This window comes from Mycobacterium europaeum, assembly GCF_034555895.2.
Classification (GTDB): domain Bacteria; phylum Actinomycetota; class Actinomycetes; order Mycobacteriales; family Mycobacteriaceae; genus Mycobacterium; species Mycobacterium europaeum.
The window spans coordinates 3318705-3341292 of sequence record NZ_CP157315.1 but is presented as its reverse complement, the minus strand read 5'-3'; the positions used below and the strand labels follow the sequence as shown (position 1 = coordinate 3341292).

Sequence of the window (22588 nt, the reverse complement as noted above, 5' to 3'; positions counted from 1 at the left end):
GCCGCAGTCAGGGCCGGCGAGCCACGATCACCGGGACCTTGGCCTTGTTGACCACCGCCGCCCCGACCGAGCCCAGCAGCCTGCCCCTGAACCAGCCGCAGCCGTGGCTGCCGACCACGACCAGTTGCGCCCGTTCGGACGCCTCGATCAGCCAACGCGCCGGGTCGCCGATCTCGATCCTGCGATCGATCGCCACGTCGGGATAGCGTTCGTGCCAGCCCGCCAGCCGCTCCGCGAGCACCGCCTCCTCCTGCGATAGCTGAGCGTCCCATTTGGCGTCTTGGAACAACGCCTTGGAGCCGGCAACCCGCGGATCGGTCCAGGCGTGCAAGGCCGTCAGGCCGACACCACGCCGGGAGGCTTCCTCGAACGCGAGGGCGGTGGCCGTTTCCGATGCCGGTGAGCCGTCGATGCCGACCAGGACCGGGGCCCGCGCGCCATCGCCGGTCATCTCTTTGTCGCGGATCACGGCGATGGGGCAATGCGCGTGGTAAACCAACTTCGAGCTCACCGAGCCCAGGAAGCTGCCGGCCAGGGCGCCGCCGTTTCCGCGGTGGCCGACGACGACCATGTCCGCCGCTTGCGAGAGGCCGACGAGCGTCGGGACGGTGGCCGAATGCAACACCTTGCCATCGATCCGCACCGGATCGCAGTCACCGGTGTTCGCCTCGGCCACCTTGACCGCCGCGGAGATGACCTCGCGTGCCCGGTGTTGCTGCCATTGGCTGAATCCCGCCGGCGCGGCGACCTCGAACCACTCCGGTAAGACGGCGTCGACGACATGGACGAGGGTCAGCGGCGCCTTCCGCAGCGCCGCATCCAGCGCCGCCCAGCGGACGGCGCCCAGCGCCGCGGCGGAGCCGTCAACGCCCACCAAGATCGCGCCAGGTGGTGGTTGCCACATCTCAGCTCGCTCCGTCTGCCGTGTGCTCACCGCGAAGGATCGCCCGGGGCGGCCGTCAGTGTCAGGGCCGAAGAGATGTAAGCCGAAGGACCAAAGGCACCGAGTGGGTCGCGTGGGCCATTGCTTCCCCGCACCGCACGGCGCACAGCGGAAACGTCGCCCACTACCGACCTCCTCGGAGGGGGCCACGCAAGGAGCGCCCAAGCCCTACGATTGACGAGCGGGGGCTGTCGTTTGCCGAGCCTCCGGGTCATCGAGGCGCTGAATCGAGGAGAAGTGTCCGTGCAACTGTCGCTCGCACCCCTGTCCGTCACGAGAAGGCTGTTCACCGCCGTGTCGTTCGTGATCGCGTTCGTTGCTTCGGCCTCGCTGCCGCCCACACTCGCTGTGGCCCATGCCGACCCGATCGGCTTTCCGCCGGATTGGCCCTTCTACGAGATGCAAACCGAACAGACGATGTGCAGGGCCATGGCACAGGGCTGGTCACGCGCCCAGATCGTCGGTGCGATGCAACAAGCCAACAATCAGAGCGTGACCGGGCTGAACCCGCAGCAGGCCGCCAAGACCGCCAACATGTGGGTCGACCTGGGCCGGATCAAGTACTGCCCCGGCGCTGTCGCCAGCTAGCAGGCCGCTAGCAGCAGAGGGCGGCGGAGAACCACGCGCCCGCCGCGACGGCGATGATGAGCGCGGTGGTGGTGTGCCCCGTCGATGCGGCGACGACGGTGGCCGTGATCGCGGCGATCAGGGCCACGACGATGGCCACGGCCAGCAATGTCCGGTGCGGATGGATCGCCCCGCCGGAACGTCGTACGACAACGACGGGTTTGCCCGAGCTGTGGGTTGCCGCCATGAGAGCTCCTAGGGTTGTGACCCGCGATACACCACCAGCATAGATGTGCGGTGCGTCACACACCAGCGGGTCCGCGCCGTGTCCGTGGACCGGCCCGCGCGCGCAGTTAACGTCGCCGGCCCTCAGCCGCAGCCAGGCGATCGAGGTGCAAAGTCATCCGGCGCGCGAGCCGTCCTCACCCGGGAGTGGGCCCTACGAGTCCTGCGCGGTCTCCAGGAGTCGCAGCGGGTGCAGACCGTCGACCGCGCCGACAAAAGGCGGGTGGATGCTGTAGCCCAGCATGCGGCGAATGTCGTCGGACACCGTCCGGGCGATGTCGCGCGAGATCGACAGCGTGAACGCTTCCATCGGCCGCAGCCACGGCTGGCAGTACTGGGCGGTGACGGCGAGGCGGTCGCGGTCGGTGCTGTTGGCGCCCCCGCCGTGCCACAGCGTGCCGACGAAGAAGACGCACGACCCGGCGGGCATCACCACGGGCAGGGCCGCATCGTCCGGGCCCGGCCGGCGCTTGCCCCACCGGTGGCTGCCCGGGTAGAGCACCGTGGCGCCGTTGTCGGCGGTGAAGTCGTCGATGGCCCAGATCGTGGCCGCCGCCAACGGCTCTCGCGGCCGCGGAACGGGGTAGAACCCGTCGTCGTGATGCGCCAGCTGCGCGGCCTCGCCGGGCTGAATGTTGATGGCCTGCAACGCCGAAAGCAGGTAGTTGGGCATCAGCAGCCGATCGAGCACCGCGAGCACGCGGGGGTTGTCGACGAGTCCGTCGCAGAGCCGCGTCCGGCTCAGCAGGCTGTAGACGCGCTGGGTGCGCCGGCCCTCGAAGGAGTTGCGTCCCGTGTGGGCGAGCCACGGGCGCACCACCTCGCGGATCTCGCGGCATTGCTCGGCGGTGAGCAGGTTCTCCCAGACGACGTACCCATCGCGGTCGAGGGCCGCCATGTCCGCGTCGACGACGGCGGTGTCCACCGACTGCCCGCCGCTGCGCGTCCGCCGGTACCGCTGCGCCAGGTCGCCCCGCAGGTCTTCCAGCGTCGTGACGGGCTCGTCGTCGATGTTCATTGGCACTCGTCCTTCATCCCGCACCCACAGTAAGCCGAGTTCCCCTCAACCCACATCGAATCGCGGGCGACGCAGCCAACAGGACAACACCGACTTCCTGTACCAGGATGAAGCGGTGCGGATACTTCTCGTGCTGGCGAGCTTCGCCGCCCTCATCGGCGTGGCCGCCCCGGCGCAGGCCGATCCCGCTGGCAACGGATCGGGCCCCGATGGGAGTTTCCTGGCGGCGCTCAATCAGGAGGGGGTGCCCTATAAGAGCGGGCCCGTCGCGATCGGGGTCGCGAAGAAGGCCTGCCAGCTGATGGACGAGGGCCACTCGCAGGCCGACGTGATCCAAAGCATGTCGGCGAGCAACCCGGGATTCTCGGTGGACGACGCAACCAAGTTCACGGTCAGCGCGGTCGCCGCCTATTGCCCCCAGCACCTGGGGGAACCGACCACCGAGCCCCCGCCGAGTCCCACGTTGCCGCCGACGGGCATGTGGCCCATGTTTCCGTGGCCCGCGCCGGGTGCCGCGTAAGGCACCAGGCGCGTCCAGGAAGATCGAATGATGTGGTCTGACTGGTGGATGATTCCGATCGGCCTCATGTGCGCGTTTGCGGTGATCTGGGTGATCCTCGCGATCACCTTCTGGCTGATGAAACCCAAGGCCAACATGCAGGACCTGGTGCGCCTGCTGCCCGACGTGCTCCGGCTGTTGAAGCGCCTCGCCGCCGACCGCGAGCTGCCGCGCCGGATCCGGATCGCGTTGGTCGCGCTGATCGGCTTTGTCGTGTCGCCCATCGACCTGATTCCCGATGCGATCCCGGTCATCGGATTCGCCGACGACGTGATCATCGTCGGCCTGGGGCTGCGCTGGGTCAGCCGCACGGCGGGACCCGACGCGCTCGCCAAGCACTGGCCCGGCACACCCGAAGGGCTTGCCGCCTTGTGCAAGCTATGCGGGCTGCCCGACCCCGCGCTGGAGTGAAGGCCGCTGCACCTTTGCGGTGACGACGGCCGTGTGCGAGTGTGCGGTCATGGATCTACTGCGCCGCACCCTGCGCCATCGGGTCCGGGTGGGCGCGCTGATCGAATTGGCGCTGTGGCTGGCGATTCCCTATCTGTGCGTCGGTTTCGGGTGGACCGTGCTGCACGGTGACGAGACCCGGCGAATCCAGGCCCGGGTGGAAGCCGTGCTGCCCGCGGGTGCCGACGCCGTCGCCTTCGGCCTGACCGCCGCGTTGTGGCCGGCCTCCATACCGATCGCGCACGCGTGCCCGGCGCCGTGACCGCCCCTTGGGGCAAACCGGTGCGCGAGAGCGCGGGTTGCTCCTAGGCTGGCAAACCATGTCGATCGACCGGGCCGCTCTCGTGGCGGGCAGCATCCGATTCACCTCCGGCGTCTGGTTCCTCGTGGACCCGTTGAGCGCGAACCGATTCTGGGGAGACCCGGGCGACCCGCCACCGACAGCGCGACTGTTGTTGCGCTCCATGGGATATCGCGACGCGTTGATCGGCGGCATGCTCGCGGCGGCGGCACTGCGCGGCAAGAACACCCGCGGCTGGTTCCTGGCGTCCGGCGGTGCGGACGCGGCCGACCTGTTCGGTGGCATCAGCGTCCACGACCAGCTGAAGCCCTCGCAGCGCATCGTCGGGCTCGGTGGCGCCGTCGTCGGCATCGGGGTCGGGCTGTGGGGCGCGGCGCGACGTACCACCCGGGCCGGTGATGGACGCGGGCATCAATCCGGTGGAACTGGTGCAGGCGCTCGAGCAGCACGGCTTCGAGTCGCTGTTCCTCGCTGAGCATTCACACATTCCGGCCGGGCTCTGGGCCGAGGTCGCAAAGCTCGCGTAAGGCTAAGTGCCGCAGAACGTTTGGTACTTGCCGAAGTCCTCCGGGGCCGGGCTGGCATAGCGGTCCAGGCCCGGCCGCTCGTCGAAAGGCGCCGTCACCGCGGCGAGGAGCCGTTCGACGGGTCCCAGCTCGCCGGCCGTCGCGGCGGCCAGGGCCTCCTCGACCAGGTGGTTGCGCGGAATGTAGATCGGGTTGGCCCGGTTCATGACGTCGGCGTCGGGGCGCAGGCCCTGCCAGCGCGACAGCCAGGCGTCGAACCCGGCGAGGTCGATGAACAATCCGCGCGCGGGTTCGGCATCGCCACGGGCCGCTCGGCCGAGGTGGCGGAAGAACGAGGTGTAGTCGACGTGGCTTGCCTTCAGCAGGGCAAGCAACTCGTCGGCCAGCGCCGTGCAGTCTCGGGCTTCGATGTCGGCGGGCAAACCGAGTTTGGCGCGCATGCCGGACGACCACACGGCGTCGTACTCGCGCTGGAAAACACCGAACGATGCCTCGGCAAGCGCGACCGCCTCCTCGACGTCCTCGGCGAGCAGCGGCAGCAGGGTCTCGGCGAAACGGGCGAGGTTCCAGCCCGCGACCAGAGGCTGGTTGCCGTAGGCGTAGCGCCCCCAGAAGTCGATCGAACTGAAGACCGTGTCGGGGTCGTAGGCCTCCATGAAGGCGCACGGTCCGTAGTCGATCGTCTCGCCGGAGATCGTCATGTTGTCGGTGTTCATCACCCCGTGCACGAATCCGATCAGCATCCAGCGGGCGATGAGCGACGCCTGCGCGGCGACCACGCCCTCGAACAGCGCGAGGTAGGGGCGTTCGGCCTGTGCGGCGCTGGGATGGTGGCGGGCGATCGCGTGGTCGGCGAGTCGGCGCAGCAATTCGATGTCGCCGGCGGACGCGGCGTACTGGAAGCTGCCCACCCGCAGATGGCTGCTGGCCACGCGGGTCAGCACCGCCCCGGGCAGTTCCGCCTCGCGCAGCACCGGGCGGCCGGTGCCCACGACGGCCAGCGACCGCGTCGTCGGCACTCCGAGCGCGTGCATCGCTTCGCTGACGATGTACTCGCGCAGCATGGGACCCACCGCCGCCAGCCCGTCGCCGCCGCGCGCGAACGGCGTCGGCCCGGAGCCCTTGAGGTGGATGTCGCGCAGACCGCCGCCGGCGTCGACGAGCTCGCCGAGCAGCAGGGCCCGCCCGTCGCCCAGCCGCGGGACGAAGCCGCCGAACTGATGGCCCGCGTAGGCCTGCGCCACCGGAACGGCGGTGCTCGGCACCAAGTCGCCCACCAGGAAGCGCAGCCCGTCGGCGTTCCGCAGCCAGTCGGCGTCCAGGCCGAGTTCCGCCGCAAGCGCCTCGTTGAACGCGAGTAGCGTCAGCTCGGCCGGGGCCTCCGCCTGCCAGCGCACGGCCATCTCCGGCAGCTCGCGGAAGAACCGGTCTTGCAGAGCAACCGTCATATCCGGAGCGACACTCACCTCGTTGAGCCTACGGAAAGTTCGGGGTCGCCGGCCTAGCCGACGCCGATGGCCTGCTTGATCACGTCGCGGGCGCGGTCGAGCATCGACGCGAATGGCCCGAGGGCGAAATTGAGCTTCGCCGATTCGACGCCCGGATGCGGGCGGGTCGGCGCGATCGCCTCGGCCGCTCGCACCGCCGCACCCATGCGCTTGAGATCGCCCTCGTCGACCTCCCGGAGCAGCACGGGGAACTCGTCTTCCTCCTCGTGCCGCGCGTGCTCGAGCACGGCGTCGCGCAGCTTGGTGACGGCGTCGACGAACTGCTGCGAGGCGATGTCGAGGTCCTCGATCTGCGACAGCAGCTCCTTGGCTTCGTGCTCTTCCTCGAGCCGGGCGTCGACGATGGTATCCCCGTCGTCGGTCTCGCGGCGCACCCGCGGATGCACAACCATTTCTTCGGCCGTCTCGTGGACGGCCAGCAATTGACGCAATTCGACGAACGGCTTCTCCCGGGCCTGCGGGTCGGAGGCGTGCAGGACTTCGTCGAACATGTCCTCGATGAGGTTGTGTTGCGCCTTCAGGAAAGCGACGACCTCGTCGGGCGATTGCACCATCATGTCGGCCATCGCGATACCTCCAGTGTTCGGGAATTGGTTAGCTCGCACCGTGGGCTTGTGTGCGGTTCGTCGAGGCGTACCCCCTGTACAAGCGGCTAAACGACGCGGGCGGGGTGCCGGTGTCCGCCCGCGCTGCCGCCTTGCACCGCAGGGTGTTTCGCGGCAGCACCGAGGGTGTTGTGCGCCAGAAAGCGATCTGGGTCACACGCCGGGCGCCGATGTTATCCGTTCCCCCCCGAACGGGTAGCCGATCGGAAGGCGCTTTCGTGCCGATCCAGACAATCAACGCAGGAGGCGAGTCTTTCAATGACTTCATCGGACAAGACGACGGTATTGGCGCAGTTGCGCGCCCTGCACCAGCTGACCAACACCGAGATCCAGGTTGCCGAAACCCGCATCGCGCAGGCGCGTACCGAGGCCGTCGAGCGTGAACTGACACAAAACGCCTCGAACGCGCGCGAGCGCTCCGAGGCGATCGAGAAGGCGATCCGCGAGCTGGGCGGCGTCCCCGACATCGTCGGCCCCTTCCTGGGCCGTGCCGCGGCGGCCGTCAAGGCGCTGACCGAACAGGCGCAACCGTTCGACGAGGCCCTGCTGGGCGACCTGGCGCTCGAGGATCAACTGCTCGACCGCGCCCGCTACCTCAAGGCGCTGGCGGTGGCCGCCGAGCTGCGCGAGGTCGAAAGCCTGGCCACGCGGCTGATCACCGCTCACTCGGCGACCGTCGACTGGCTGACGACCGTGCTTGCCGAGGATGCGCTCGGCGGCCCGGCCGCGCTGCGTCGCACACCGTTGCAGGCGGCGGCCGGTACCGCGGTGAAACTGGTCAACCTGCCCATGGAGTGGTCGGTCCGAGGGGTCGACCGCGCCGCGGACGCGCTGCGCTCCGCCCGCCCGACGTTCAACGAACTGGTCAGCAGGGGCGCGCACGCGGGTGACGTGGCGACCCGGGCGCTCGCCGCGTCCCGGAACGCCGCCCTCGAAGCCGCCGAGCGGGTGACCCGCAACGAGGGGGCCCGGCAGACCGCCAACGCCCTGCATGCGGCCCGCGCCTCCGTGGGGGTCCTCGACGCCGACGAGCTGCCGATCGCCAACTATGACGAGCTCAACGTCAACGAGGCCGTCGCGGAGATCAAGGACCTCGCGAACCCGAGCGACGTGCGGACGATCATCGCCTACGAGGAGGCCAACAAGAACCGCCAGCGGGTCGTGTCGGCCGCCCAAACGCGCGTTGCCGCCATCGCGCAGGAGGTCGTCGGCATCAACTAGTCGAACCGCGGGCTCGACAGCAAGGCCGCCCGGACGAGGCTTCCCGTCTCGATCCGGGCGGCCGCGCCGTTTCGAAAGGCTGAACCCCCCGATGGGGGCATGCCCGACCGCCCGTTGCCGGATATCGCTACGGTTATGGGGCACGCCCACCACCGATAACCACGAAAAGACGACAGATCAGCGAAATGTACGACCAGGTCGAGACCACCGCGACGGAGCCCGACGACACCATCGGCTACCGCATCGATCCCGTTTTGGCCCGGAGCTGGCTGTTGGTCAACGGCGCGCACGGCGACCGGTTCCAGTCCGCGGTGCACTCCCGGGCTGACATCGTCGTTCTCGACATCGAGGACGCCGTCGCACCCAAGGACAAGCACGCCGCCCGCGACAACGTGGTGAGTTGGCTGGGCGCCGGCAACACCGACTGGGTGCGCGTCAACGGCTTCGGCACGCCGTGGTGGGCGGACGACCTCGCGGCGCTGGCGGAAACGCCGGTCGGCGGGGTGATGCTGGCGATGGTGGAATCGGTGGACCACGTCACCGAGACCGCGCAACGGCTGCCCAACGTGCCGATCGTGGCGCTGGTGGAAACGGCCCGCGGGCTCGAGCGCATCACCGAAATCGCCGCGGCCAAGGGCACCTTCCGGCTGGCCTTCGGCATCGGAGACTTCCGCCGCGACACCGGTTTCGGGGAGGACCCGAGCACGCTGGCATACGCCCGGTCGCGGTTCACGATCGCCGCCAAGGCGGCCAGCCTGCCCAGCGCCATCGACGGGCCCACGATCGGCTCGAACGCGTTGAAGCTGATCGAGGCCACGGCCGTGTCCGTGGAGTTCGGGATGACGGGCAAGATCTGCCTGACGCCCGACCAGTGCGCGGTGGTGAACGAGGGCCTGTCGCCATCGCACGACGAAATATCCTGGGCGAAGGAGTTTTTCGCCGAGTTCGAACGTGACGGGGGAGAGATTCGTAACGGTTCCGACCTGCCGCGCATCGCCCGGGCCACCAAGATTCTCGAGCTGGCTCGCGCCTACGGCATCGAACCGTCGGACTTCGACGACGAAGAACGCGATCATTCGCCCGCGCCGTCGGACACCTATCACTACTGAGCGGCGAAGCGGGTCCAACATGAGCGTTGCGGTGGAGTTCCATTTCGACCCGATGTGCCCGTTCGCCTACCAGACGTCGGTGTGGATTCGCGACGTGCGCGAGCAACTCGGCATCACCGTCGACTGGCGCTTCTTCAGCCTCGAAGAGATCAACCGGTCCGAGGGCCAGAAGCACCCGTGGGAGCGGGAGTGGTCCTATGGATGGTCGTTGATGCGGATCGGGGCGCTGCTGCGCCGAATGGACATGGCGCTGCTGGATCGGTGGTACGGCGCCATCGGCCACGAACTGCACACGCTGGGCGGCAAACCGCACGACCCGGTAGTTGCCCGCCGTTTGCTGAGCGACATCGGCGTCGACGCGTCGGTTTTCGACGCGGCGCTGGACGACCCGACCACTCACGACGAGATACGCCAGGATCATCAACGGGTCGTCGATGCCGGCGGCTACGGGGTGCCCACCTTGTTCTTGGCGGGGCAGTGCCTGTTCGGGCCGGTCTTGGTGGACCCGCCCACCGGTCCCCAGGCGTTGACGCTGTGGAATGTCGTCACCGGCATGGCCGAGCTGCACCACGTCTACGAGCTGCAGCGGCCCAAATCGCCCGCCGATGTCGAGCTCATCGGCCGAAGCCTGCGTCCCTACCTGGACGGGCGTGACTGGGTCAGCATCAACCGCGGCGAAGTCATCGATGTCGAGCGCCTCACCGGCCAGGAGACCTAGGCCGCGTGTCGCGCGAGACAGACCCCGATCCGGATCTCCAGCTCGCTGACGGTGATCGCGGGGGCGCGCGGCGGTGCCGTCGACCGGTAGGTCTTGCCGGTTGGCGTCCTGAATAACGCCGTGTGAGTGTGCTTTTCGTCCACCGCGGTGCTCACTCGCCATCCCGCGTTCTCCTTGACGTAGTTGCAGTGCTCGCACAGCCCCAGACCGTTGTCCGCGGTGGTCGGGCCGCCGTCGGCCCACGGTCGCGCGTGGTCGCGCTGCCTGATCGGGGCGTCGCAGTACGGGGTGCGGCAACGCTGATCGCGTAGTCCGATGAATGCGGCCAGCCCGCGGGGAAAGATGCGCGCCCGTGACTCCATGGCCACCAGCGCCCCGGACCGCGGATGCGCGTACAGCCTGCGCAGGGTCGCGCGCGAACGTCGGTCGGTGACAGCGCTGCGCACCATGGCGCGCGCGACCGCCGCGGGGATGGGCCCGTAGCCATCGAGATCGGCCGGCCCGTTGTGACCGCCGAGCAGCGTCTCGTCGGACAGCACCAGGTTGACCGCGATGGGGCTGGGGGCCGCGGCGCTACGGCCGGTGACCCGTTCGACCAGGGTGTCGGCCATCAGCTGCCCGCGTGAGCGCCCGTCCCCCCGGGTGTCCGCTTCGCGGCGCAGCGCCGCGTACACCGAAACGCCTTGCGCCACGGGCAACAACGCGGTGACGTACGCCATGGTGTCCGGTGCCGGCCGAATGGTGACCGTGCGGTCGCTCTCGGCCCTGGCCGCCCGCTCGACGACGGCATGCGGATCCAGCCGGTAGGCGATCGCTCTGGCCGCCGCCGCAACTCGCGCGTCCCCCATGCCGTTCAGGCCGGCCGGCTCGGCGCACAGCTCCGCGTCCAGAGCGCGACGGTCTTCCACGTCCAGGCAGGCGCTCTCGCGCACGATCAACGTCGCTCGCCACTCCGACAGGACCCCGCATTCCAGCGCCGCCAGCGTGTGCGGCATCTCGTTCACCAGCGCTTTGGCGAAGCCCAGATGACGGCCGCCCCGGGCGGGTGCGTCGCGCCGGGCCAGGGCTACCTCGGCGGCCACGCCGCGCCCGCGCCGCGCGGCGGGCACCCCCGCGGCTGCCTCGCCGGCTCGGCGGGCGGCGTCCAACGCGGCCGTGGCCCGGGCCTGACCCGCGGCGGCGGCGCACTTGATCGTCTCCAGCTCGGCGATGCGCTCGATCAGCGCCGGTTCGCCGGCCGCCGGGTCGACGTTCGTCAGTTCTTCGAACATAGTTTCGATACTAGGTGGAGGGTCCGACACGCGCCTACGCTGGCGATATGAGCGCCAAGAGCAGGATCAAGGTGGCGCGGGTGTACGACGACGTCACCGCCGACGAGGGTCCGCGGGTGCTGGTCGACCGCGTCTGGCCGCGGGGAGTGCGCAAGGACGACCCGAGGGTGGGGACCTGGTGCAAGGAGGTCGCCCCGTCGAAGGAACTCCGGGAGTGGTATCAACACCGCTCCGAACGGTTCGGCGAGTTCGCCAAACGCTACAAGGCCGAGCTGCGGAACAGCCCCGCGCTGGACGAACTCCGCGAACTGGCCGGGCACGGTGCCGTCACCCTGGTCACCGCGACTCGCGACGTGGAGATCAGCCAGGCGGCCGTCCTTGCGGAGTTGCTGAAAAGCCGCTGAACGCCGTGAGACGATCGTGCGATGCGGCTGGGATTGCATGCGCTGGGGATCGGTGCCGGCGCCGACCGCGCGGTGATCGATGCCGTCGCGTCGACCGCCGACGATTGCGGCTTCGCCACGCTGTGGGTGGGCGAACACGTCGTGATGGTCGACCGACCCGCTTCGCGCTATCCCTACTCCGATGACGGCGTCATTGCCGTTCCCGCGCAAGCGGATTGGCTTGACCCGATGATCGCCCTGAGCTTCGCCGCAGCCGCCTCGTCCCGGATCGGGCTGGCGACCGGCGTGCTCCTGCTGCCCGAACACAACCCGGTGGTGGTGGCCAAGCAGGCCGCCAGCCTGGATCGACTCAGCGGTGGGCGGCTGACGCTGGGTGTCGGCGTCGGGTGGTCCCGGGAGGAATTCGCCGCGCTCTCAGTGCCCTTCGCTCGTCGCGGTGCGCGCACCGCCGAATACGCGGCCGCGATGCGCACGGTGTGGCGCGATGACGTCGCTTCGTTCGATGGCGACTTCGTCCGCTTCGACTCCATCCGGGTCAACCCCAAGCCGGCACGGGATCGTCGTATCCCGATCGTGCTTGGGGGCAATAGCGATTCGGCACTGGGCCGCGCGGCGGCCTGGGGCGACGGCTGGTACGGGTTCAACATCGACGGGCTGGAGGCCGTGCGGGGCCGGGTCGCCGAGCTGGAGCGGCTATGCGCCAACTCGGGTCGCGATCGTGCCCAGCTGCGGCTGTCGGTCGCACTGCGCGATCCGAGCGTTGCTGACGTCGGCGTCCTCACCGACTTGGGCATCGACGAACTGGTTCTCGTCGAATCACCCCCCGACCGGCCCGAGGCGGCGGCCGAATGGGTTGCGGCGCTGGCCGAGCGGTGGATGGAGGCGGCGCTCGCGTGAGTGAGGCCGACCCGCTCCTGCCGCGGGAATTGACTGACATCTCCGACGAGATTCGCGCAGTCCCGCCGCCGCCGATCCCCGCGTTGCCCGATCCGTACGGGTTGCGGCTGGCCGACCCGGACGCGGACGCGGAGATGATCGCCGAGTGGATGAGCCGGCCGCACTTGGTCGAAGCGTGGGAGTCCGCCTGGCCGGTGGCGCGCTGGCATCGTTATCTGCGGGCGCAACTCGAGGGCACTTTCTCCCGCCCATTCATCGCCACGCTCTACGGAACGGACCGCGCCTACATCGAATTATACCGGGCGGCAAAGGATTCCATCGCTACTCGATACGAGCATGATCCCCACGATCTGGGGTTGCATGTCGCGGTGGCCGATCTGGACTACATCAAGCGGGGGCACGTGAGTTACCTGCTGCCCTATCTGGTGGGCAGCATCCTGGGCCTTGATCCGCAATGCCGGCGCATCATGTTCGATCCCGACCACCGCAACGTCCTGGCGCGCACGTTCTGCGAGCGGGGCGGCTGCGTCTTCCTCGGCGAGCACGACATGACGAATCGGCGGATGGCGCTCTACGTGCTGCCCCGCACGCCGGGCGACGTTCCCGGTGGTTGATTCAGAGGTGTTCGGCGATCTGTTGTCCGAGAAGCGCCGCGGCTTCACCGAGCACGATGCTGACGATCAGGTTGGCGACCGCCACGCGGACCTGCCGCTCCTCGCCGAGTCGCTGGGTCTCCAACATCCAGGTGGAGAACGTGGTGTAGGCGCCGACGAATGAGGTGCCGGCCAGCAACGCGGCGCCTTTGCTCAGCGCAAGGCCACCGAGAAAGCCGAGAAGCGCTGCACCGCTGACGTTTACGGTCAGCGTGCCGAACGGAAAGGACCGGGCTATCCGGCGGCCCACCGCACGGTCGACCGTGAACCGCAGCACCGACCCGAGCCCCCCGAGAATAACGACACCGCTCCAGACGAGGGCCGTGGTGACTATGGAAGCCGTCATCCGCGCACCCTGACCCGCCGCACCAGCTTGGTGGACAGGTGCACCGCCAGCAGGCCGCCCGCGACGCTGATGACGGTGTAGCTCGTGGCCAACACCCAATGGCCATGCTCGATCATCCTCAGCGTCTCGACCTGCATCGACGAGAACGTGGTCAAACCACCACACAATCCGGTGCCCAGCAGCGGGCGCCGATAACTCGACAGCGGCAGGCGCTCCAGCAATCGGGTGGTGAAGTAGCCCACCAGGAAAGCGCCCACGATGTTGACGATGAACGTCGGCCAGGGCCAGTGATGCGGGTCGCGCACGATAGCGGTGTCCAGTGCCACGCGGCTGAGCGTTCCGAGGCCCCCGCCCACAAAGATCGCTCCCAGTTCCCGATAATCCTGTGCCACGCGTGATCCCTTCGGTGTGCGCCCGGTCGTTAGCAGCCTAGGGGGAGATTGGCCAGTGGGTGAACCGAGGAAGTAGCTGAGAAGTCGGGAACGTGCCTGGTGAGTCGGAACAGTTGATTACGGGCAGAATTGACCACCATGGCCCACCCCCGCGCCGGTCAGCCGGCCCAGCCCGAAGACCTCGTCGACCTGCCTCACCTGGTGACGGCCTACTACTCGATTCAGCCCGATCCCGAGGACGTCGCCCAGCAGGTGGTGTTCGGCACGTCGGGTCACCGCGGTTCGGCGCTGAACGGGGCGTTCAACGAGGCCCACATCCTGGCCATCACCCAGGCCATCGTCGAATACCGCGCTGCGCAGGGCACCACGGGGCCGTTGTTCATCGGCCGTGACACGCACGGCCTCTCCGAGCCGGCGTGGGTGTCGGCGCTGGAGGTGCTGGCCGCCAACGACGTCGTCGCGATGATCGACTCCCGCGACCGCTACACCCCGACGCCGGCGGTCAGCCACGCCATCCTCGGCTACAACCGGGGCCGCACCGAAGCGCTGGCCGACGGCATCGTCGTCACACCGTCGCACAATCCGCCGCCGGACGGCGGCTTCAAGTACAACCCGCCCAACGGCGGCCCGGCGGACACCGAGGCCACGAACGCAATCGCCAAGCGCGCCAACGAGATTCTGCGCGGCGGCGCGGGGGCCAAGCGGGTGCCGCTGGCCCGGGCGCTGCGGACGGTCCAGCGCCACGACTACCTGGGCAACTACGTCGACGACATGCCCAACGTGGTGGACATCGACGCGATCCGAGCGGCCGGGGTCCGGATCGGCGCCGACCCCCTGGGCGGAGCGAGCGTGGACTACTGGGGTGAGATCGCCCAGCGGCACGGTCTGGACCTGACGGTGGTCAACCCGCTGGTCGACGCGACCTGGCGGTTCATGACGCTCGACCACGACGGCAAGATCCGGATGGACTGCAGCTCGCCCGACGCGATGGCTTCCCTGATCGCCAACCGGGACCTTTATCAGATCGCCACCGGCAACGACGCCGACTCGGACCGCCACGGCATCGTCACGCCCGACGGGGGGCTGCTCAACCCCAACCACTACCTGGCGGTGGCCATCGACTACCTCTACACGCACCGGCCGTCGTGGCCGGACGGCATCGCCGTGGGCAAGACCGCGGTCAGTTCGTCCATCATCGACCGGGTGGTTGCCGGCATCGGCCGCAAGCTCGTCGAGGTGCCCGTGGGCTTCAAATGGTTCGTCGACGGTTTGATCGGCGGCGCCATCGGATTCGGCGGCGAGGAGTCGGCCGGGGCGTCGTTCTTGCGGCGCGACGGCTCGGTGTGGACGACGGACAAGGACGGCATCATCCTCGCGCTGCTGGCCTCGGAGATCCTGGCCGTCACCGGTTTGAGTCCGTCCCGGCGCTACCAGGAGCTGACCGCCGAATACGGCACGCCGTTCTACGCTCGCGTCGATGCGCCCGCCGACCGCGAGCAAAAGGCCCGCCTGGCCAAGCTGTCGGCCGAGGAGGTCACCGCCACCGAGCTGGCCGGCGAGCCGATCATCGCGAAACTCACCGCCGCGCCCGGCAATGGCGCCGCGCTGGGCGGATTGAAGGTGACGACCGCGAACGCGTGGTTTGCCGCGCGGCCGTCGGGGACCGAGGACGTGTACAAAATTTATGCCGAGTCTTTCAACGGACCGGAGCATTTGGCGGAGGTGCAAGAAGCCGCGCGCGAGGTGGTTAATAAAGTCATTGGGTGACCATTTCCCTCCGCCTTGCCCGCTCGGGGGAAAGCAGGTCCCGTTCCGCCCCGCTGCCGCGCGAAGTCTGGATCCTCAGCTGGGCGAATGTCATGGTCGCGCTGGGCTACGGCGTCATCTCGCCCGCGATGCCCGCGTTCGCTCATACCTTCGGGGTCAGCATCAAGGCGGTGACTTATCTGGTCACCGTCTTTTCGTTGAGTCGGCTGTGTTTCGCACCGGTCAGCGGGGCGCTGGTGCAGCGGCTGGGCGAGCGGCGGATTTACATCGGTGGTTTGCTGATCGTCGCGTTGTCCACCATCGCGTGCGCGTATTCGCAGGCCTACTGGCAACTGTTGGCCTTCCGGGCCATCAGCGGCATCGGCTCGACGATGTTTTATGTCTCCGCGCTGGGGTTGATGATCCATATCAGCCCGCCCGACGCGCGCGGCCGGATCGCGGGGCTGTTCACGACGTCGTTCATGGTGGGCGCGGTCGGCGGTCCGGCGATCGGCGGCCTGACCGCGGGGTGGGGGCTGACCGCGCCGTTCATCGTGTACGGCGTCGCGATGCTGGGCGTTTGCGTGGTGCTGTTCTACGGCCTGCGGCATTCGGAGCTGGCCGCGCCCCCGCCGCCGACACGGTCGACGGTCACGATGCGCCAAGCGCTGCGTTTCCGCGCGTATTGGGCGGCGCTGCTGGCCAATTTCGCGACCGGCTGGGCGGCGTTCGGTCTGCGCGTCGCGCTGGTGCCGCTGTTTCTCTCCGACGTGATGGGGGAAAGCGTCGGCATGATCGGCGTGGCCCTCGCGGCGTTCGCGGCCGGTAACGCCCTGGCTGTCGTCCCCGCCGGTTACCTGTCCGATCGGATGGGCAGGCGCACGCTCTTGATCATCGGCCTGGCGACGTCTGGCGCGGCGACCGCCGCACTGGGGGTCGTGTCGACGTTGCCCGCGTTCATGGTCGCCGCGGCCGTATCCGGCGCCACCACAGGCATTTTCATGTCGCCGATGCAGGCCGCGGTGGCGGACATCCTCGGCAACGAGGCGCGCGCCGGCCTTCCGGTGGCGGCGGTGCAGATGCTGTCGGACCTGGGTGCCATCGTCGGCTCGGTGACGGTCGGCTGGGCCGCCGAGAAGCTGAGCTTCGGCTGGGGCTTCGGCATCAGCGGAGTCGTCTTGCTGATCGCCGCCGCCGGGTGGGTGCTGGCGCCGGAAACGCGGACCCTGATTCATCCGGAGCACGGCATGGCGGAACCCCAGGCGGACGGCGAGGCGGCCTGAACTGCGACTTTGAACGCCTGTTGGCAGTGGTGTAACTTCGATGAGCACGACTTGGGGCTATGGCGCAGCTGGTAGCGCACCACACTGGCAGTGTGGGGGTCAGGGGTTCGAGTCCCCTTAGCTCCACCCGGGACGTTTTACCCTAAGCGCTGTTCTCCTCGCGCGAGGCTTGCATCGCCAAGTTGTTGATCAACTGCCGGCCCTCGGCGGTGCGTAACACGGGCAGCATTGCGGAGACGACACCTGCGGCGGTGAGCGCAAGACGCACCAGACCGTCGGGCGCCGTGTCTGCTTCGCTGAGCACCTCGTACTCCGCGCTGGTATCTCGCGAGTGTTGTGCCATGGCCATCCGGGCCACGAGCCGGTTGTCGCGGTCGAGGCCGATCTCCTCGTCGGTGGCCGCCAAGGTGAAGGTTTCGCCGATCTCGGCGACTTCATCCGGTTCGCAGAGCTGAGCCACCAGCTGCCACAAGATCGAGATGGTGGCGCGGATCAGCTGTGGCAGCCGGTTGGCCGGGATGACTTCGTCGTCGACGATGACGCGCATGCCCGCTTCGTCGCCGCGCTCACCGTGCTGAATGAGTGCCAATGCGCGACGGAAGTCTGCCGCACCCACACTGCCGTCACCGCTCATCCTGTCTATCCTGCCGAAAGGCTGCGAGCGCACCGAAGGTGGTCAATTCACCGATGTAGGTTCCACTGGCCGCAATCGGCTGCAAGAACGTCGTTGACGTCGACTTGCAGCCCCCCGACTTCCGGGCCCGGATTCGACGGCGTACTCACCACGCGTTGATAGAGGACGGCGGCGGGGTCGACCTTGCCGCCGGACCACGCCTTGGTTTGCCAGGCCCACCGGTGGCCGGGGGTACGGGAATTGCCGATGACGCCGTCGGCGGCGGCCCATCGGCACACGTCGATACCGCCGTAGACGCCGGTGCGCTGCACGCCCAGCACCGAATTGATTCCGCGAAACCACTTGAGCGCCAGGTTATTCCAGGTGTCGCGGTTGATGTCCTCGTCGACGCTGAAGAAGATCGGGGCGCTCTGACCGCCACCCGCGGCGGTATGCAGTTCCCAGGCGGTTCGCGCATCGGCAACGCCGCCCTCGAACCCGCGCCTGAAGTCCGACGGTGCCGTTCCGCCCGGCTTGCCGTATTGGTAATTGCTGACGATCACGAGCCCGGCGGCGGTCAGCTGCTCGGCGTAGGGCCGCGTGATGGGCTTGGCGCCCATGGACGAGCCGGGACGTGATTGCGAGACGTAGTTGATAACCCCGGAGTAGCCGGCCGCCCGAATGTGGTCCGCCGGAATCTGGCGCATGGCGAAGTCGATCAGTCGGGGAGGTACGGAAGCCGTCGCGGGAACGCCAACGCGGGTCGATGCGGCATACAACCCTGGAAGTGCGACCACGGGAATGGCGTAGCGCAACAAGTCGCGCCGGGGAATGGGGCGCGGCCGACGCACATTCGCCGGCAATTTCTGCATCGCGTGATGTTAAATTTGTGACTTTTGTCAACAGAAGTGGCGCGTAGCAGTCGATATCAAATCGGTTTCCGCGGTTGACCGTGTCGAGTCCATGGCTGAAGCGCAGACGGAAGTCCCAGAAACCTCGTACCGCCGGTACGCATAACCGGGGACCAGTGTGGGTACGCGGCCGAGTGAACGGTTGTTCGCAGCGAGTCGCGAGGGAGCTTTCGATGCCGGAGGTCCAACTTCATCACGACGGACACCCACGATATCGCCGGATGGTGCGATTTGACTGGTCCGAGACGCCACTGCACTGGGTGCCCGACGACCCTTTCGCAACGCACATGATGAACGTTCTGCATCTGCTGCTCCCCGAGGGCGAGCGGCACTTCATCAAGGCCGTCCTGGAAGCGTCGTCGCTGGTTGATGACCCCGAGCTGGAGGCGGCGATCAAACCGTTTATCCAACAGGAGTCCTGGCACGCGTGGGCGCACCAAGTGGTGCTCGACCACCTGGCCGAACAGGGCATCGACACCAAGCCGTACACCTCCCGGCTCCGGAAGATGCTGTCGGTTGCGCTGGGTGATCCGCCGAAATTTTTCCCGCCGGCGATGAAGCGCTGGTGGTTGTATCGCCGGTTGGCGGACGTCGCGGCGCTGGAGCATTACACCGCGATGTTGGGGCAATGGGTGCTACAGAACCGAGGCCTGGATTATGCGGGCACTGACCCGATGATGCTGGATCTGCTGCGCTGGCACGGCGCCGAGGAGGTCGAACACCGCTCGCTGGTGTTCGACGTCTACCAGCATGTGTGTGGCAACTACTTCATCAGGGCCTTCTCGATGGTGATGACCACCCCGCTGTTTTACGGGTGGTGGATCGCCGGAGCCAAATACCTGATGGCTCATGACCCGACCATCGATCAGAAATGGCGCTGGCGCGATTGGCTTCGTGCGGCCCGCGAGTACAAGTTGCCCGGTCCCTGGCAGCTGATGGTGACGCAACCCGCCAGGTACATGCGACCCCATCATCACCCGGGTCCCGAAGCGGTCACGGAGATGGCGGTCGAATACATCAAGAAGTCGCCGGCGGCAAAGGCCGCCCGCGAACGGGCCCAGTTAGAGGGAAAGGCCGCGGTTCGATGAAGGTTTCGGTCGACCTCGACACCTGCGACGGCAACGGCGTCTGTATGAGCCTGTGCCACGAGGTTTTTGACGTGCGCGAGGATGGGTTGCACTTGCTCCAAGACCAGCCGCGACGGGAGCTACGCGGACCGTTGAAGGCTGCCGAAGTGTCCTGCCCCACCGGGGCGATCGTGGTGGAGGACTGACGCGATGCCCGGGCAACTGAACCAGGTCGTCGTCGTCGGTGCCGGCGTGGCCGGGATGGGTGCGGCGGAGACGCTACGACGGGACGGCTATGACGGTGCCCTGACGATTGTCGGCGCCGAACGGCACGCCCCCTACCATCGACCGCCGCTGTCGAAGAAGTTGCTCAGCGGGCAGGTGCACCGAGCCGGCATCGACATGGCGCCGCAGTTCGACATGGATGCGCGGGTACTTCGAGGTGCCACGGCGGTCGGGCTCGACCTATCCGCCCGCACCGTCCGGGTCCGCGACGAGGGTCAGACCCTGTCCCTGGCCTTCGACGGCGTCGTCATCGCCAGTGGCGCCGAGCCACGCCAGTGGCCCGGCCAAGCTCCTGAAGGCGTGTTCCTGCTGCGGACGGTCGAGGACTGTCTGAAGATTCGGGAACGACTCGGCTCGCGTCCCCGTGTCGTGGTGGTCGGAGGCGGATTCATCGGTAGTGAGGTCGCCGCGACCTGCCGATTGCTGGGGTTGGATGTGGTGCTCGTCGAGAAGGCATCCGGGCCGCTGGTTCAAGCATTGGGCGCGGAGCTGGCGCCGTGCTGGGCGAAATTGCATCGAGAGCACGGTGTGGACCTGCGCGTCGGCGTTGGCGTCGACGGATTCGTCGGCAACGGGCACGTGGAGGCCGTCCGACTCACCGACGGTTCGCAGGTGCCGGCCGATGTGGTCATCGTCGGCCTGGGCGTCACACCCGCCACCGGCTGGCTGGAAGGCTCGGGACTGCGCTTGGATGACGGAGTGGTCTGCGATGCGAAAGGTGTCGCCGAGGGCAACGACGGCGATGGCATTGTCGTCGCGGCCGGTGACGTCGCACGCTGGTGGCACCCGCTGTACGAACGGCACCTGCGTACCGAGCACTGGGACGACGCGGGCCGTCAGGGCGCGGCCGCGGCGCGCACCCTGCTGGCCGAGCCCGAGCGCGCCGAAGTTTTCGACGAAGTGCCGTACTTCTGGTCCGACCACTACGACGTCAAGCTGCAGATGCTGGGCGTGCCGGCCGATTACGACGCCGTCGAGGTCGTCGAGGGCGACCAGAACTCCGGGGAGTTCGTCGCCGCCTACGGGCGCGGCGGTCGCACGATCGCGGTGCTCGGGACGATGCCCGGTCGGGTGCATGCCTATCGCGAGGCCATCGAGAAGCGAGCCGAATTCCCGCCGGGCCGACCGGATTAGGAAGTCCCGCCGGCGGGTGGCCGGCGGGACAAGCGGTGGACGGCGAAAGTCACTGTCCAGGAACGAGAATCGTCTTCCCCGGCAGCCGATTGGCGTCGGAGTCGTCGTGCACGGCGGCCACGTCGGTCAGCGGGCGGCGATCGGCCACGTCGATCACCAGCTGTCCGGCGTCGACGCGGCTGACGAGTCCGGCCAGCTCGCCGGCGTCGCCGCGGACGAACACGCGCTGCGCGCGCACCCGCCGTGCCGGGTCCCCCTCGCCCGACGTCATCGTGCCGACGTAGGACCCGCCGTCGGCGACGAGGCCGACCAGGGCCGCGGTCTGCTCCGGCGCGGTGCTGACCAGGTTGAACACCACGTCGAACGGCTGTCCGGCCACGGCGAGCGGGGTGGCGGCGTAGTCGATGTAGTCGATGATCCGGTCGGCGCCGTGGCGGCGCAGCCGCGCCTCGCTTCGGGTCGAGGCGGTCGCGGTGACGACGGCTCCGGCCTGCTTGGCCAGCTGAACCGCATAGCCGCCGACCGCTCCGCCCGCGCCGTTGATCAGAATCGCCTGCCCCGCAGCCAGTTCGGCGACGTCGAACAAGGCCTGCCAGGCCGTCAAGCCCACGGTCGGCAGCGCGGCGGCGTCGGCCAGCGGCACCGACCTGGGCGCGGCGGTCAGCACCGCGGCCGGCGCGAGCGCGTACTCGGCGGCCGCGCCGGGAGCATCCAGCGGGAGCATGCCCACGACGGCATCGCCGATCGTCCAGCCCGTCACCCCGTCACCGAGCCCGGCGACGGTTCCTGCGACGTCAACGCCCGGGATGTGCGGGAAGGAAATCGCGTACACCTCGGACAGGTAGCCGCCGCGGATGCCCGCATCGACCGGGTTGAACGAGGTCCCGGCGACCCGCACCAAGACCTGGCCAGGTCCGGGCGCCGGCCGGCGGGCCTCTTCGTACTGCAGAACGTCGCTGTCGCCGTAACGGTGGTACTGCACAGCCTTCATGGTCATCTCCGTTCGATAGGTGCTTCGATATCGAAGCAGTTGCGGTCGGTACAACCCGCTTCGAGATCGAAGCGATTCCTGATCGGGGGGTGACAACTGCCACATTGCTTCGAGGTCGAAGCTTTAGGATCGCGGCATGGCCGAAACCCTCCAGCCTCAGCAGATGCGCGCCTACTTCGCCCTGATGGAGGCCGTCAGCCTGCTGCAGTACGCCGTGCAGCGACAGCTTCGGGCCGAGGGCGACCTCAGCTATGTGCAGTTCGAGATCCTGGCCAAGCTCGCCGACGCGCAGCGCGAACTGACCATGACCGAGCTGGCCGACGGCGTGGTGTACAGCCGCAGTGGCCTGACGCATCAGGCCGTTCTGCTGGAGAGGGCGGGCCTGATCGCCCGCGAGGCCAGCGATGCCGACCAGCGGGCCACGGTCGTCCGCATCACGGACGCCGGCCACGCGCGTCTTGCCCAGGTCCTGCCGGGCCACATCCGTGTGGTGGGCGACCAACTGTTCGATGCGCTTTCGGCCGAGGACGTGCGCGCGCTCGGCGACATCATGGGTCGCGCGCGCGATCACATGCGCGCCCGGCCGGCCCGCTCGGCGGCCCCGCGCACGCGTGGCCGCTGACCGTGGCGACAGCGGCTCCTTCTGCCTCGGTCGCGCGCGGACCCAAACATTAAGTCCCGGCAACGACTTGGTGGAGACTGGGCAGCGGGCATGCGTCGACATGGCCGCCGATTAGGTTTTCGCCTGAATGCGCATTACTCTTGCCCGCGGTTCTGATTGCGA

The 22588-nt window shown here is 68.3% G+C and carries 28 protein-coding genes and 1 tRNA gene; 18 read left to right on the top strand and 11 right to left on the bottom strand.

The genetic code is table 11. From position 1 onward, the window contains the following. Positions 1 to 7: 7 nt before the first annotated feature. A complete protein-coding gene (locus U8D42_RS15170; protein WP_322859818.1) occupies positions 8 to 904 on the bottom strand; it encodes a universal stress protein in 897 nt (298 codons plus the stop codon). Positions 905 to 1186: 282 nt separating this feature from the next. Here U8D42_RS15170 and U8D42_RS15165 point away from each other — a divergent pair, with 282 nt between their 5' ends. Continuing rightward, complete coding sequence (locus tag U8D42_RS15165; RefSeq protein ID WP_141659280.1) at positions 1187 to 1531, top strand: hypothetical protein; 345 nt, start codon at positions 1187 to 1189, stop codon at positions 1529 to 1531. Positions 1532 to 1538: 7 nt separating this feature from the next. Here the strand turns inward: U8D42_RS15165 and U8D42_RS15160 are convergent, their stop codons facing one another. Next, a complete protein-coding gene (locus U8D42_RS15160) occupies positions 1539 to 1757 on the bottom strand; it encodes a hypothetical protein (RefSeq protein ID WP_141659281.1) in 219 nt (72 codons plus the stop codon). Between the two features lie 192 nt (positions 1758 to 1949). After that, positions 1950 to 2813, bottom strand: coding sequence for a phytanoyl-CoA dioxygenase family protein (locus U8D42_RS15155; RefSeq protein WP_085243482.1), 864 nt, complete (start codon positions 2811 to 2813; stop codon positions 1950 to 1952). Between the two features lie 115 nt (positions 2814 to 2928). Between U8D42_RS15155 and U8D42_RS15150 the strand changes: the two genes are divergently transcribed. Genes U8D42_RS15150 through U8D42_RS15135 form a run of 4 tightly spaced genes read left to right on the top strand, consistent with a single transcriptional unit; the run spans position 2929 to position 4598 of the window. Next, a complete protein-coding gene (locus U8D42_RS15150; RefSeq protein WP_322859819.1) occupies positions 2929 to 3333 on the top strand; it encodes a DUF732 domain-containing protein in 405 nt (134 codons plus the stop codon). 27 nt (positions 3334 to 3360) lie between these two features. Beyond that, positions 3361 to 3783 carry a YkvA family protein gene (locus tag U8D42_RS29365; RefSeq protein WP_431523771.1) on the top strand — a complete coding sequence of 141 codons (423 nt, stop codon included), beginning with the start codon at positions 3361 to 3363 and terminating at the stop codon, positions 3781 to 3783. Between the two features lie 49 nt (positions 3784 to 3832). Further along, positions 3833 to 4084 (top strand): hypothetical protein, encoded by a 252-nt coding sequence (locus U8D42_RS15140; protein ID WP_322859820.1) that lies wholly within the window; start codon positions 3833 to 3835, stop codon positions 4082 to 4084. Between the two features lie 58 nt (positions 4085 to 4142). Further along, positions 4143 to 4598: a DUF4267 domain-containing protein gene (locus U8D42_RS15135; protein WP_322859821.1), complete on the top strand. Its 456-nt coding sequence runs from the start codon at positions 4143 to 4145 to the stop codon at positions 4596 to 4598. A 54-nt stretch (positions 4599 to 4652) separates the two neighbouring features. Here the strand turns inward: U8D42_RS15135 and U8D42_RS15130 are convergent, their stop codons facing one another. Both U8D42_RS15130 and U8D42_RS15125 read right to left on the bottom strand, forming a co-directional pair. Then, entirely contained in the window at positions 4653 to 6116 is a 1464-nt protein-coding gene (locus U8D42_RS15130; protein ID WP_322859822.1) for a protein adenylyltransferase SelO, read from the bottom strand. Between the two features lie 35 nt (positions 6117 to 6151). Then, positions 6152 to 6724, bottom strand: coding sequence for a hemerythrin domain-containing protein (locus U8D42_RS15125; protein WP_322859823.1), 573 nt, complete (start codon positions 6722 to 6724; stop codon positions 6152 to 6154). Between the two features lie 297 nt (positions 6725 to 7021). Between U8D42_RS15125 and U8D42_RS15120 the strand changes: the two genes are divergently transcribed. The 3 genes from U8D42_RS15120 (at position 7022) to U8D42_RS15110 (ending at position 9811) form a co-directional block, all read left to right on the top strand. Next, positions 7022 to 7984, top strand: coding sequence for a hypothetical protein (locus tag U8D42_RS15120; RefSeq protein ID WP_085243487.1), 963 nt, complete (start codon positions 7022 to 7024; stop codon positions 7982 to 7984). Positions 7985 to 8160: 176 nt separating this feature from the next. Continuing rightward, entirely contained in the window at positions 8161 to 9093 is a 933-nt protein-coding gene (locus U8D42_RS15115; protein WP_322860159.1) for an HpcH/HpaI aldolase/citrate lyase family protein, read from the top strand. A gap of 19 nt (positions 9094 to 9112) precedes the next feature. Beyond that, positions 9113 to 9811: a DsbA family protein gene (locus U8D42_RS15110; RefSeq protein WP_322859824.1), complete on the top strand. Its 699-nt coding sequence runs from the start codon at positions 9113 to 9115 to the stop codon at positions 9809 to 9811. Here U8D42_RS15110 and U8D42_RS15105 read toward each other — a convergent pair. Next, complete coding sequence (locus U8D42_RS15105) at positions 9808 to 11082, bottom strand: HNH endonuclease (protein ID WP_322859825.1); 1275 nt, start codon at positions 11080 to 11082, stop codon at positions 9808 to 9810. The two genes, U8D42_RS15110 and U8D42_RS15105, sit on opposite strands and share 4 nt — an antisense overlap. Positions 11083 to 11129: 47 nt before the next feature. Between U8D42_RS15105 and U8D42_RS15100 the strand changes: the two genes are divergently transcribed. The 3 genes from U8D42_RS15100 to U8D42_RS15090 are packed head-to-tail and all read left to right on the top strand — an operon-like array spanning position 11130 to position 12997. Beyond that, positions 11130 to 11486 (top strand): DUF488 domain-containing protein, encoded by a 357-nt coding sequence (locus U8D42_RS15100; RefSeq protein WP_085243491.1) that lies wholly within the window; start codon positions 11130 to 11132, stop codon positions 11484 to 11486. A 21-nt stretch (positions 11487 to 11507) separates the two neighbouring features. Next, positions 11508 to 12383, top strand: coding sequence for an LLM class F420-dependent oxidoreductase (locus U8D42_RS15095; RefSeq protein WP_322859826.1), 876 nt, complete (start codon positions 11508 to 11510; stop codon positions 12381 to 12383). Then, complete coding sequence (locus U8D42_RS15090) at positions 12380 to 12997, top strand: GNAT family N-acetyltransferase (protein ID WP_322859827.1); 618 nt, start codon at positions 12380 to 12382, stop codon at positions 12995 to 12997. Before U8D42_RS15095 ends, U8D42_RS15090 begins: the two co-directional genes overlap by 4 nt. A gap of 1 nt (position 12998) precedes the next feature. Here the strand turns inward: U8D42_RS15090 and crcB (U8D42_RS15085) are convergent, their stop codons facing one another. Together crcB (U8D42_RS15085) and crcB (U8D42_RS15080) are read right to left on the bottom strand one after the other, a co-directional pair. Continuing rightward, complete coding sequence (gene crcB / locus U8D42_RS15085; RefSeq protein WP_322859828.1) at positions 12999 to 13382, bottom strand: fluoride efflux transporter CrcB; 384 nt, start codon at positions 13380 to 13382, stop codon at positions 12999 to 13001. Beyond that, a complete protein-coding gene (gene crcB, locus U8D42_RS15080; RefSeq protein ID WP_322859829.1) occupies positions 13379 to 13774 on the bottom strand; it encodes a fluoride efflux transporter CrcB in 396 nt (131 codons plus the stop codon). The genes crcB (U8D42_RS15085) and crcB (U8D42_RS15080) overlap by 4 nt, the downstream gene beginning before the upstream one ends. Before the next feature lie 138 nt (positions 13775 to 13912). Here crcB (U8D42_RS15080) and pgm point away from each other — a divergent pair, with 138 nt between their 5' ends. The 3 genes from pgm (at position 13913) to U8D42_RS15065 (ending at position 16929) form a co-directional block, all read left to right on the top strand. Beyond that, a complete protein-coding gene (gene pgm / locus U8D42_RS15075; RefSeq protein WP_322859830.1) occupies positions 13913 to 15541 on the top strand; it encodes a phosphoglucomutase (alpha-D-glucose-1,6-bisphosphate-dependent) in 1629 nt (542 codons plus the stop codon). 92 nt (positions 15542 to 15633) lie between these two features. Continuing rightward, on the top strand, positions 15634 to 16803 hold the full coding sequence (locus tag U8D42_RS15070) for an MFS transporter (protein WP_348636976.1): 1170 nt from the start codon (positions 15634 to 15636) through the stop codon (positions 16801 to 16803). 53 nt (positions 16804 to 16856) lie between these two features. Beyond that, positions 16857 to 16929 (top strand) — tRNA-Ala (locus U8D42_RS15065). 16 nt (positions 16930 to 16945) lie between these two features. Here the strand turns inward: U8D42_RS15065 and U8D42_RS15060 are convergent. Together U8D42_RS15060 and U8D42_RS15055 are read right to left on the bottom strand one after the other, a co-directional pair. Then, positions 16946 to 17470 carry a hypothetical protein gene (locus U8D42_RS15060; protein WP_322859831.1) on the bottom strand — a complete coding sequence of 175 codons (525 nt, stop codon included), beginning with the start codon at positions 17468 to 17470 and terminating at the stop codon, positions 16946 to 16948. A 14-nt stretch (positions 17471 to 17484) separates the two neighbouring features. Then, positions 17485 to 18288 carry a DUF1906 domain-containing protein gene (locus U8D42_RS15055; protein WP_322859832.1) on the bottom strand — a complete coding sequence of 268 codons (804 nt, stop codon included), beginning with the start codon at positions 18286 to 18288 and terminating at the stop codon, positions 17485 to 17487. 212 nt (positions 18289 to 18500) lie between these two features. On the opposite strand from U8D42_RS15055, the gene U8D42_RS15050 reads away from it, so the two are divergent. The 3 genes from U8D42_RS15050 to U8D42_RS15040 are packed head-to-tail and all read left to right on the top strand — an operon-like array spanning position 18501 to position 20813. After that, positions 18501 to 19415: a metal-dependent hydrolase gene (locus U8D42_RS15050; RefSeq protein WP_065517749.1), complete on the top strand. Its 915-nt coding sequence runs from the start codon at positions 18501 to 18503 to the stop codon at positions 19413 to 19415. Beyond that, positions 19412 to 19600 (top strand): ferredoxin, encoded by a 189-nt coding sequence (locus U8D42_RS15045; protein ID WP_322859833.1) that lies wholly within the window; start codon positions 19412 to 19414, stop codon positions 19598 to 19600. The genes U8D42_RS15050 and U8D42_RS15045 overlap by 4 nt, the downstream gene beginning before the upstream one ends. Before the next feature lie 4 nt (positions 19601 to 19604). Then, entirely contained in the window at positions 19605 to 20813 is a 1209-nt protein-coding gene (locus tag U8D42_RS15040; RefSeq protein WP_322859834.1) for an NAD(P)/FAD-dependent oxidoreductase, read from the top strand. 49 nt (positions 20814 to 20862) lie between these two features. Here U8D42_RS15040 and U8D42_RS15035 read toward each other — a convergent pair whose 3' ends face one another. After that, entirely contained in the window at positions 20863 to 21804 is a 942-nt protein-coding gene (locus U8D42_RS15035) for an NADP-dependent oxidoreductase (RefSeq protein WP_322859835.1), read from the bottom strand. Positions 21805 to 21940: 136 nt separating this feature from the next. On the opposite strand from U8D42_RS15035, the gene U8D42_RS15030 reads away from it, so the two are divergent. Then, on the top strand, positions 21941 to 22426 hold the full coding sequence (locus U8D42_RS15030) for a MarR family winged helix-turn-helix transcriptional regulator (RefSeq protein ID WP_322859836.1): 486 nt from the start codon (positions 21941 to 21943) through the stop codon (positions 22424 to 22426). Positions 22427 to 22588: the final 162 nt, after the last annotated feature.

What these genes read in the sequence shown, in the direction of transcription:
- U8D42_RS15035 (WP_322859835.1), bottom strand. Translation starts at nt 21,804, where the DNA reads ATGAAGGCTGTGCAGTACCACCGTTACGGCGACAGCGACGTTCTGCAG.
- U8D42_RS29365 (WP_431523771.1), top strand. Translation starts at nt 3,361, where the DNA reads ATGATGTGGTCTGACTGGTGGATGATTCCGATCGGCCTCATGTGCGCG.
- U8D42_RS15170 (WP_322859818.1), bottom strand. Translation starts at nt 904, where the DNA reads ATGTGGCAACCACCACCTGGCGCGATCTTGGTGGGCGTTGACGGCTCC.
- U8D42_RS15030 (WP_322859836.1), top strand. Translation starts at nt 21,941, where the DNA reads ATGGCCGAAACCCTCCAGCCTCAGCAGATGCGCGCCTACTTCGCCCTG.
- U8D42_RS15125 (WP_322859823.1), bottom strand. Translation starts at nt 6,724, where the DNA reads ATGGCCGACATGATGGTGCAATCGCCCGACGAGGTCGTCGCTTTCCTG.
- U8D42_RS15095 (WP_322859826.1), top strand. Translation starts at nt 11,508, where the DNA reads ATGCGGCTGGGATTGCATGCGCTGGGGATCGGTGCCGGCGCCGACCGC.
- U8D42_RS15140 (WP_322859820.1), top strand. Translation starts at nt 3,833, where the DNA reads ATGGATCTACTGCGCCGCACCCTGCGCCATCGGGTCCGGGTGGGCGCG.
- U8D42_RS15040 (WP_322859834.1), top strand. Translation starts at nt 19,605, where the DNA reads ATGCCCGGGCAACTGAACCAGGTCGTCGTCGTCGGTGCCGGCGTGGCC.
- U8D42_RS15045 (WP_322859833.1), top strand. Translation starts at nt 19,412, where the DNA reads ATGAAGGTTTCGGTCGACCTCGACACCTGCGACGGCAACGGCGTCTGT.
- U8D42_RS15120 (WP_085243487.1), top strand. Translation starts at nt 7,022, where the DNA reads ATGACTTCATCGGACAAGACGACGGTATTGGCGCAGTTGCGCGCCCTG.
- U8D42_RS15050 (WP_065517749.1), top strand. Translation starts at nt 18,501, where the DNA reads ATGCCGGAGGTCCAACTTCATCACGACGGACACCCACGATATCGCCGG.
- U8D42_RS15055 (WP_322859832.1), bottom strand. Translation starts at nt 18,288, where the DNA reads ATGCAGAAATTGCCGGCGAATGTGCGTCGGCCGCGCCCCATTCCCCGG.
- U8D42_RS15105 (WP_322859825.1), bottom strand. Translation starts at nt 11,082, where the DNA reads ATGTTCGAAGAACTGACGAACGTCGACCCGGCGGCCGGCGAACCGGCG.
- U8D42_RS15070 (WP_348636976.1), top strand. Translation starts at nt 15,634, where the DNA reads ATGGTCGCGCTGGGCTACGGCGTCATCTCGCCCGCGATGCCCGCGTTC.
- U8D42_RS15155 (WP_085243482.1), bottom strand. Translation starts at nt 2,813, where the DNA reads ATGAACATCGACGACGAGCCCGTCACGACGCTGGAAGACCTGCGGGGC.
- U8D42_RS15110 (WP_322859824.1), top strand. Translation starts at nt 9,113, where the DNA reads ATGAGCGTTGCGGTGGAGTTCCATTTCGACCCGATGTGCCCGTTCGCC.
- pgm (WP_322859830.1), top strand. Translation starts at nt 13,913, where the DNA reads ATGGCCCACCCCCGCGCCGGTCAGCCGGCCCAGCCCGAAGACCTCGTC.
- U8D42_RS15100 (WP_085243491.1), top strand. Translation starts at nt 11,130, where the DNA reads ATGAGCGCCAAGAGCAGGATCAAGGTGGCGCGGGTGTACGACGACGTC.
- U8D42_RS15160 (WP_141659281.1), bottom strand. Translation starts at nt 1,757, where the DNA reads ATGGCGGCAACCCACAGCTCGGGCAAACCCGTCGTTGTCGTACGACGT.
- U8D42_RS15135 (WP_322859821.1), top strand. Translation starts at nt 4,143, where the DNA reads ATGTCGATCGACCGGGCCGCTCTCGTGGCGGGCAGCATCCGATTCACC.
- crcB (WP_322859828.1), bottom strand. Translation starts at nt 13,382, where the DNA reads ATGACGGCTTCCATAGTCACCACGGCCCTCGTCTGGAGCGGTGTCGTT.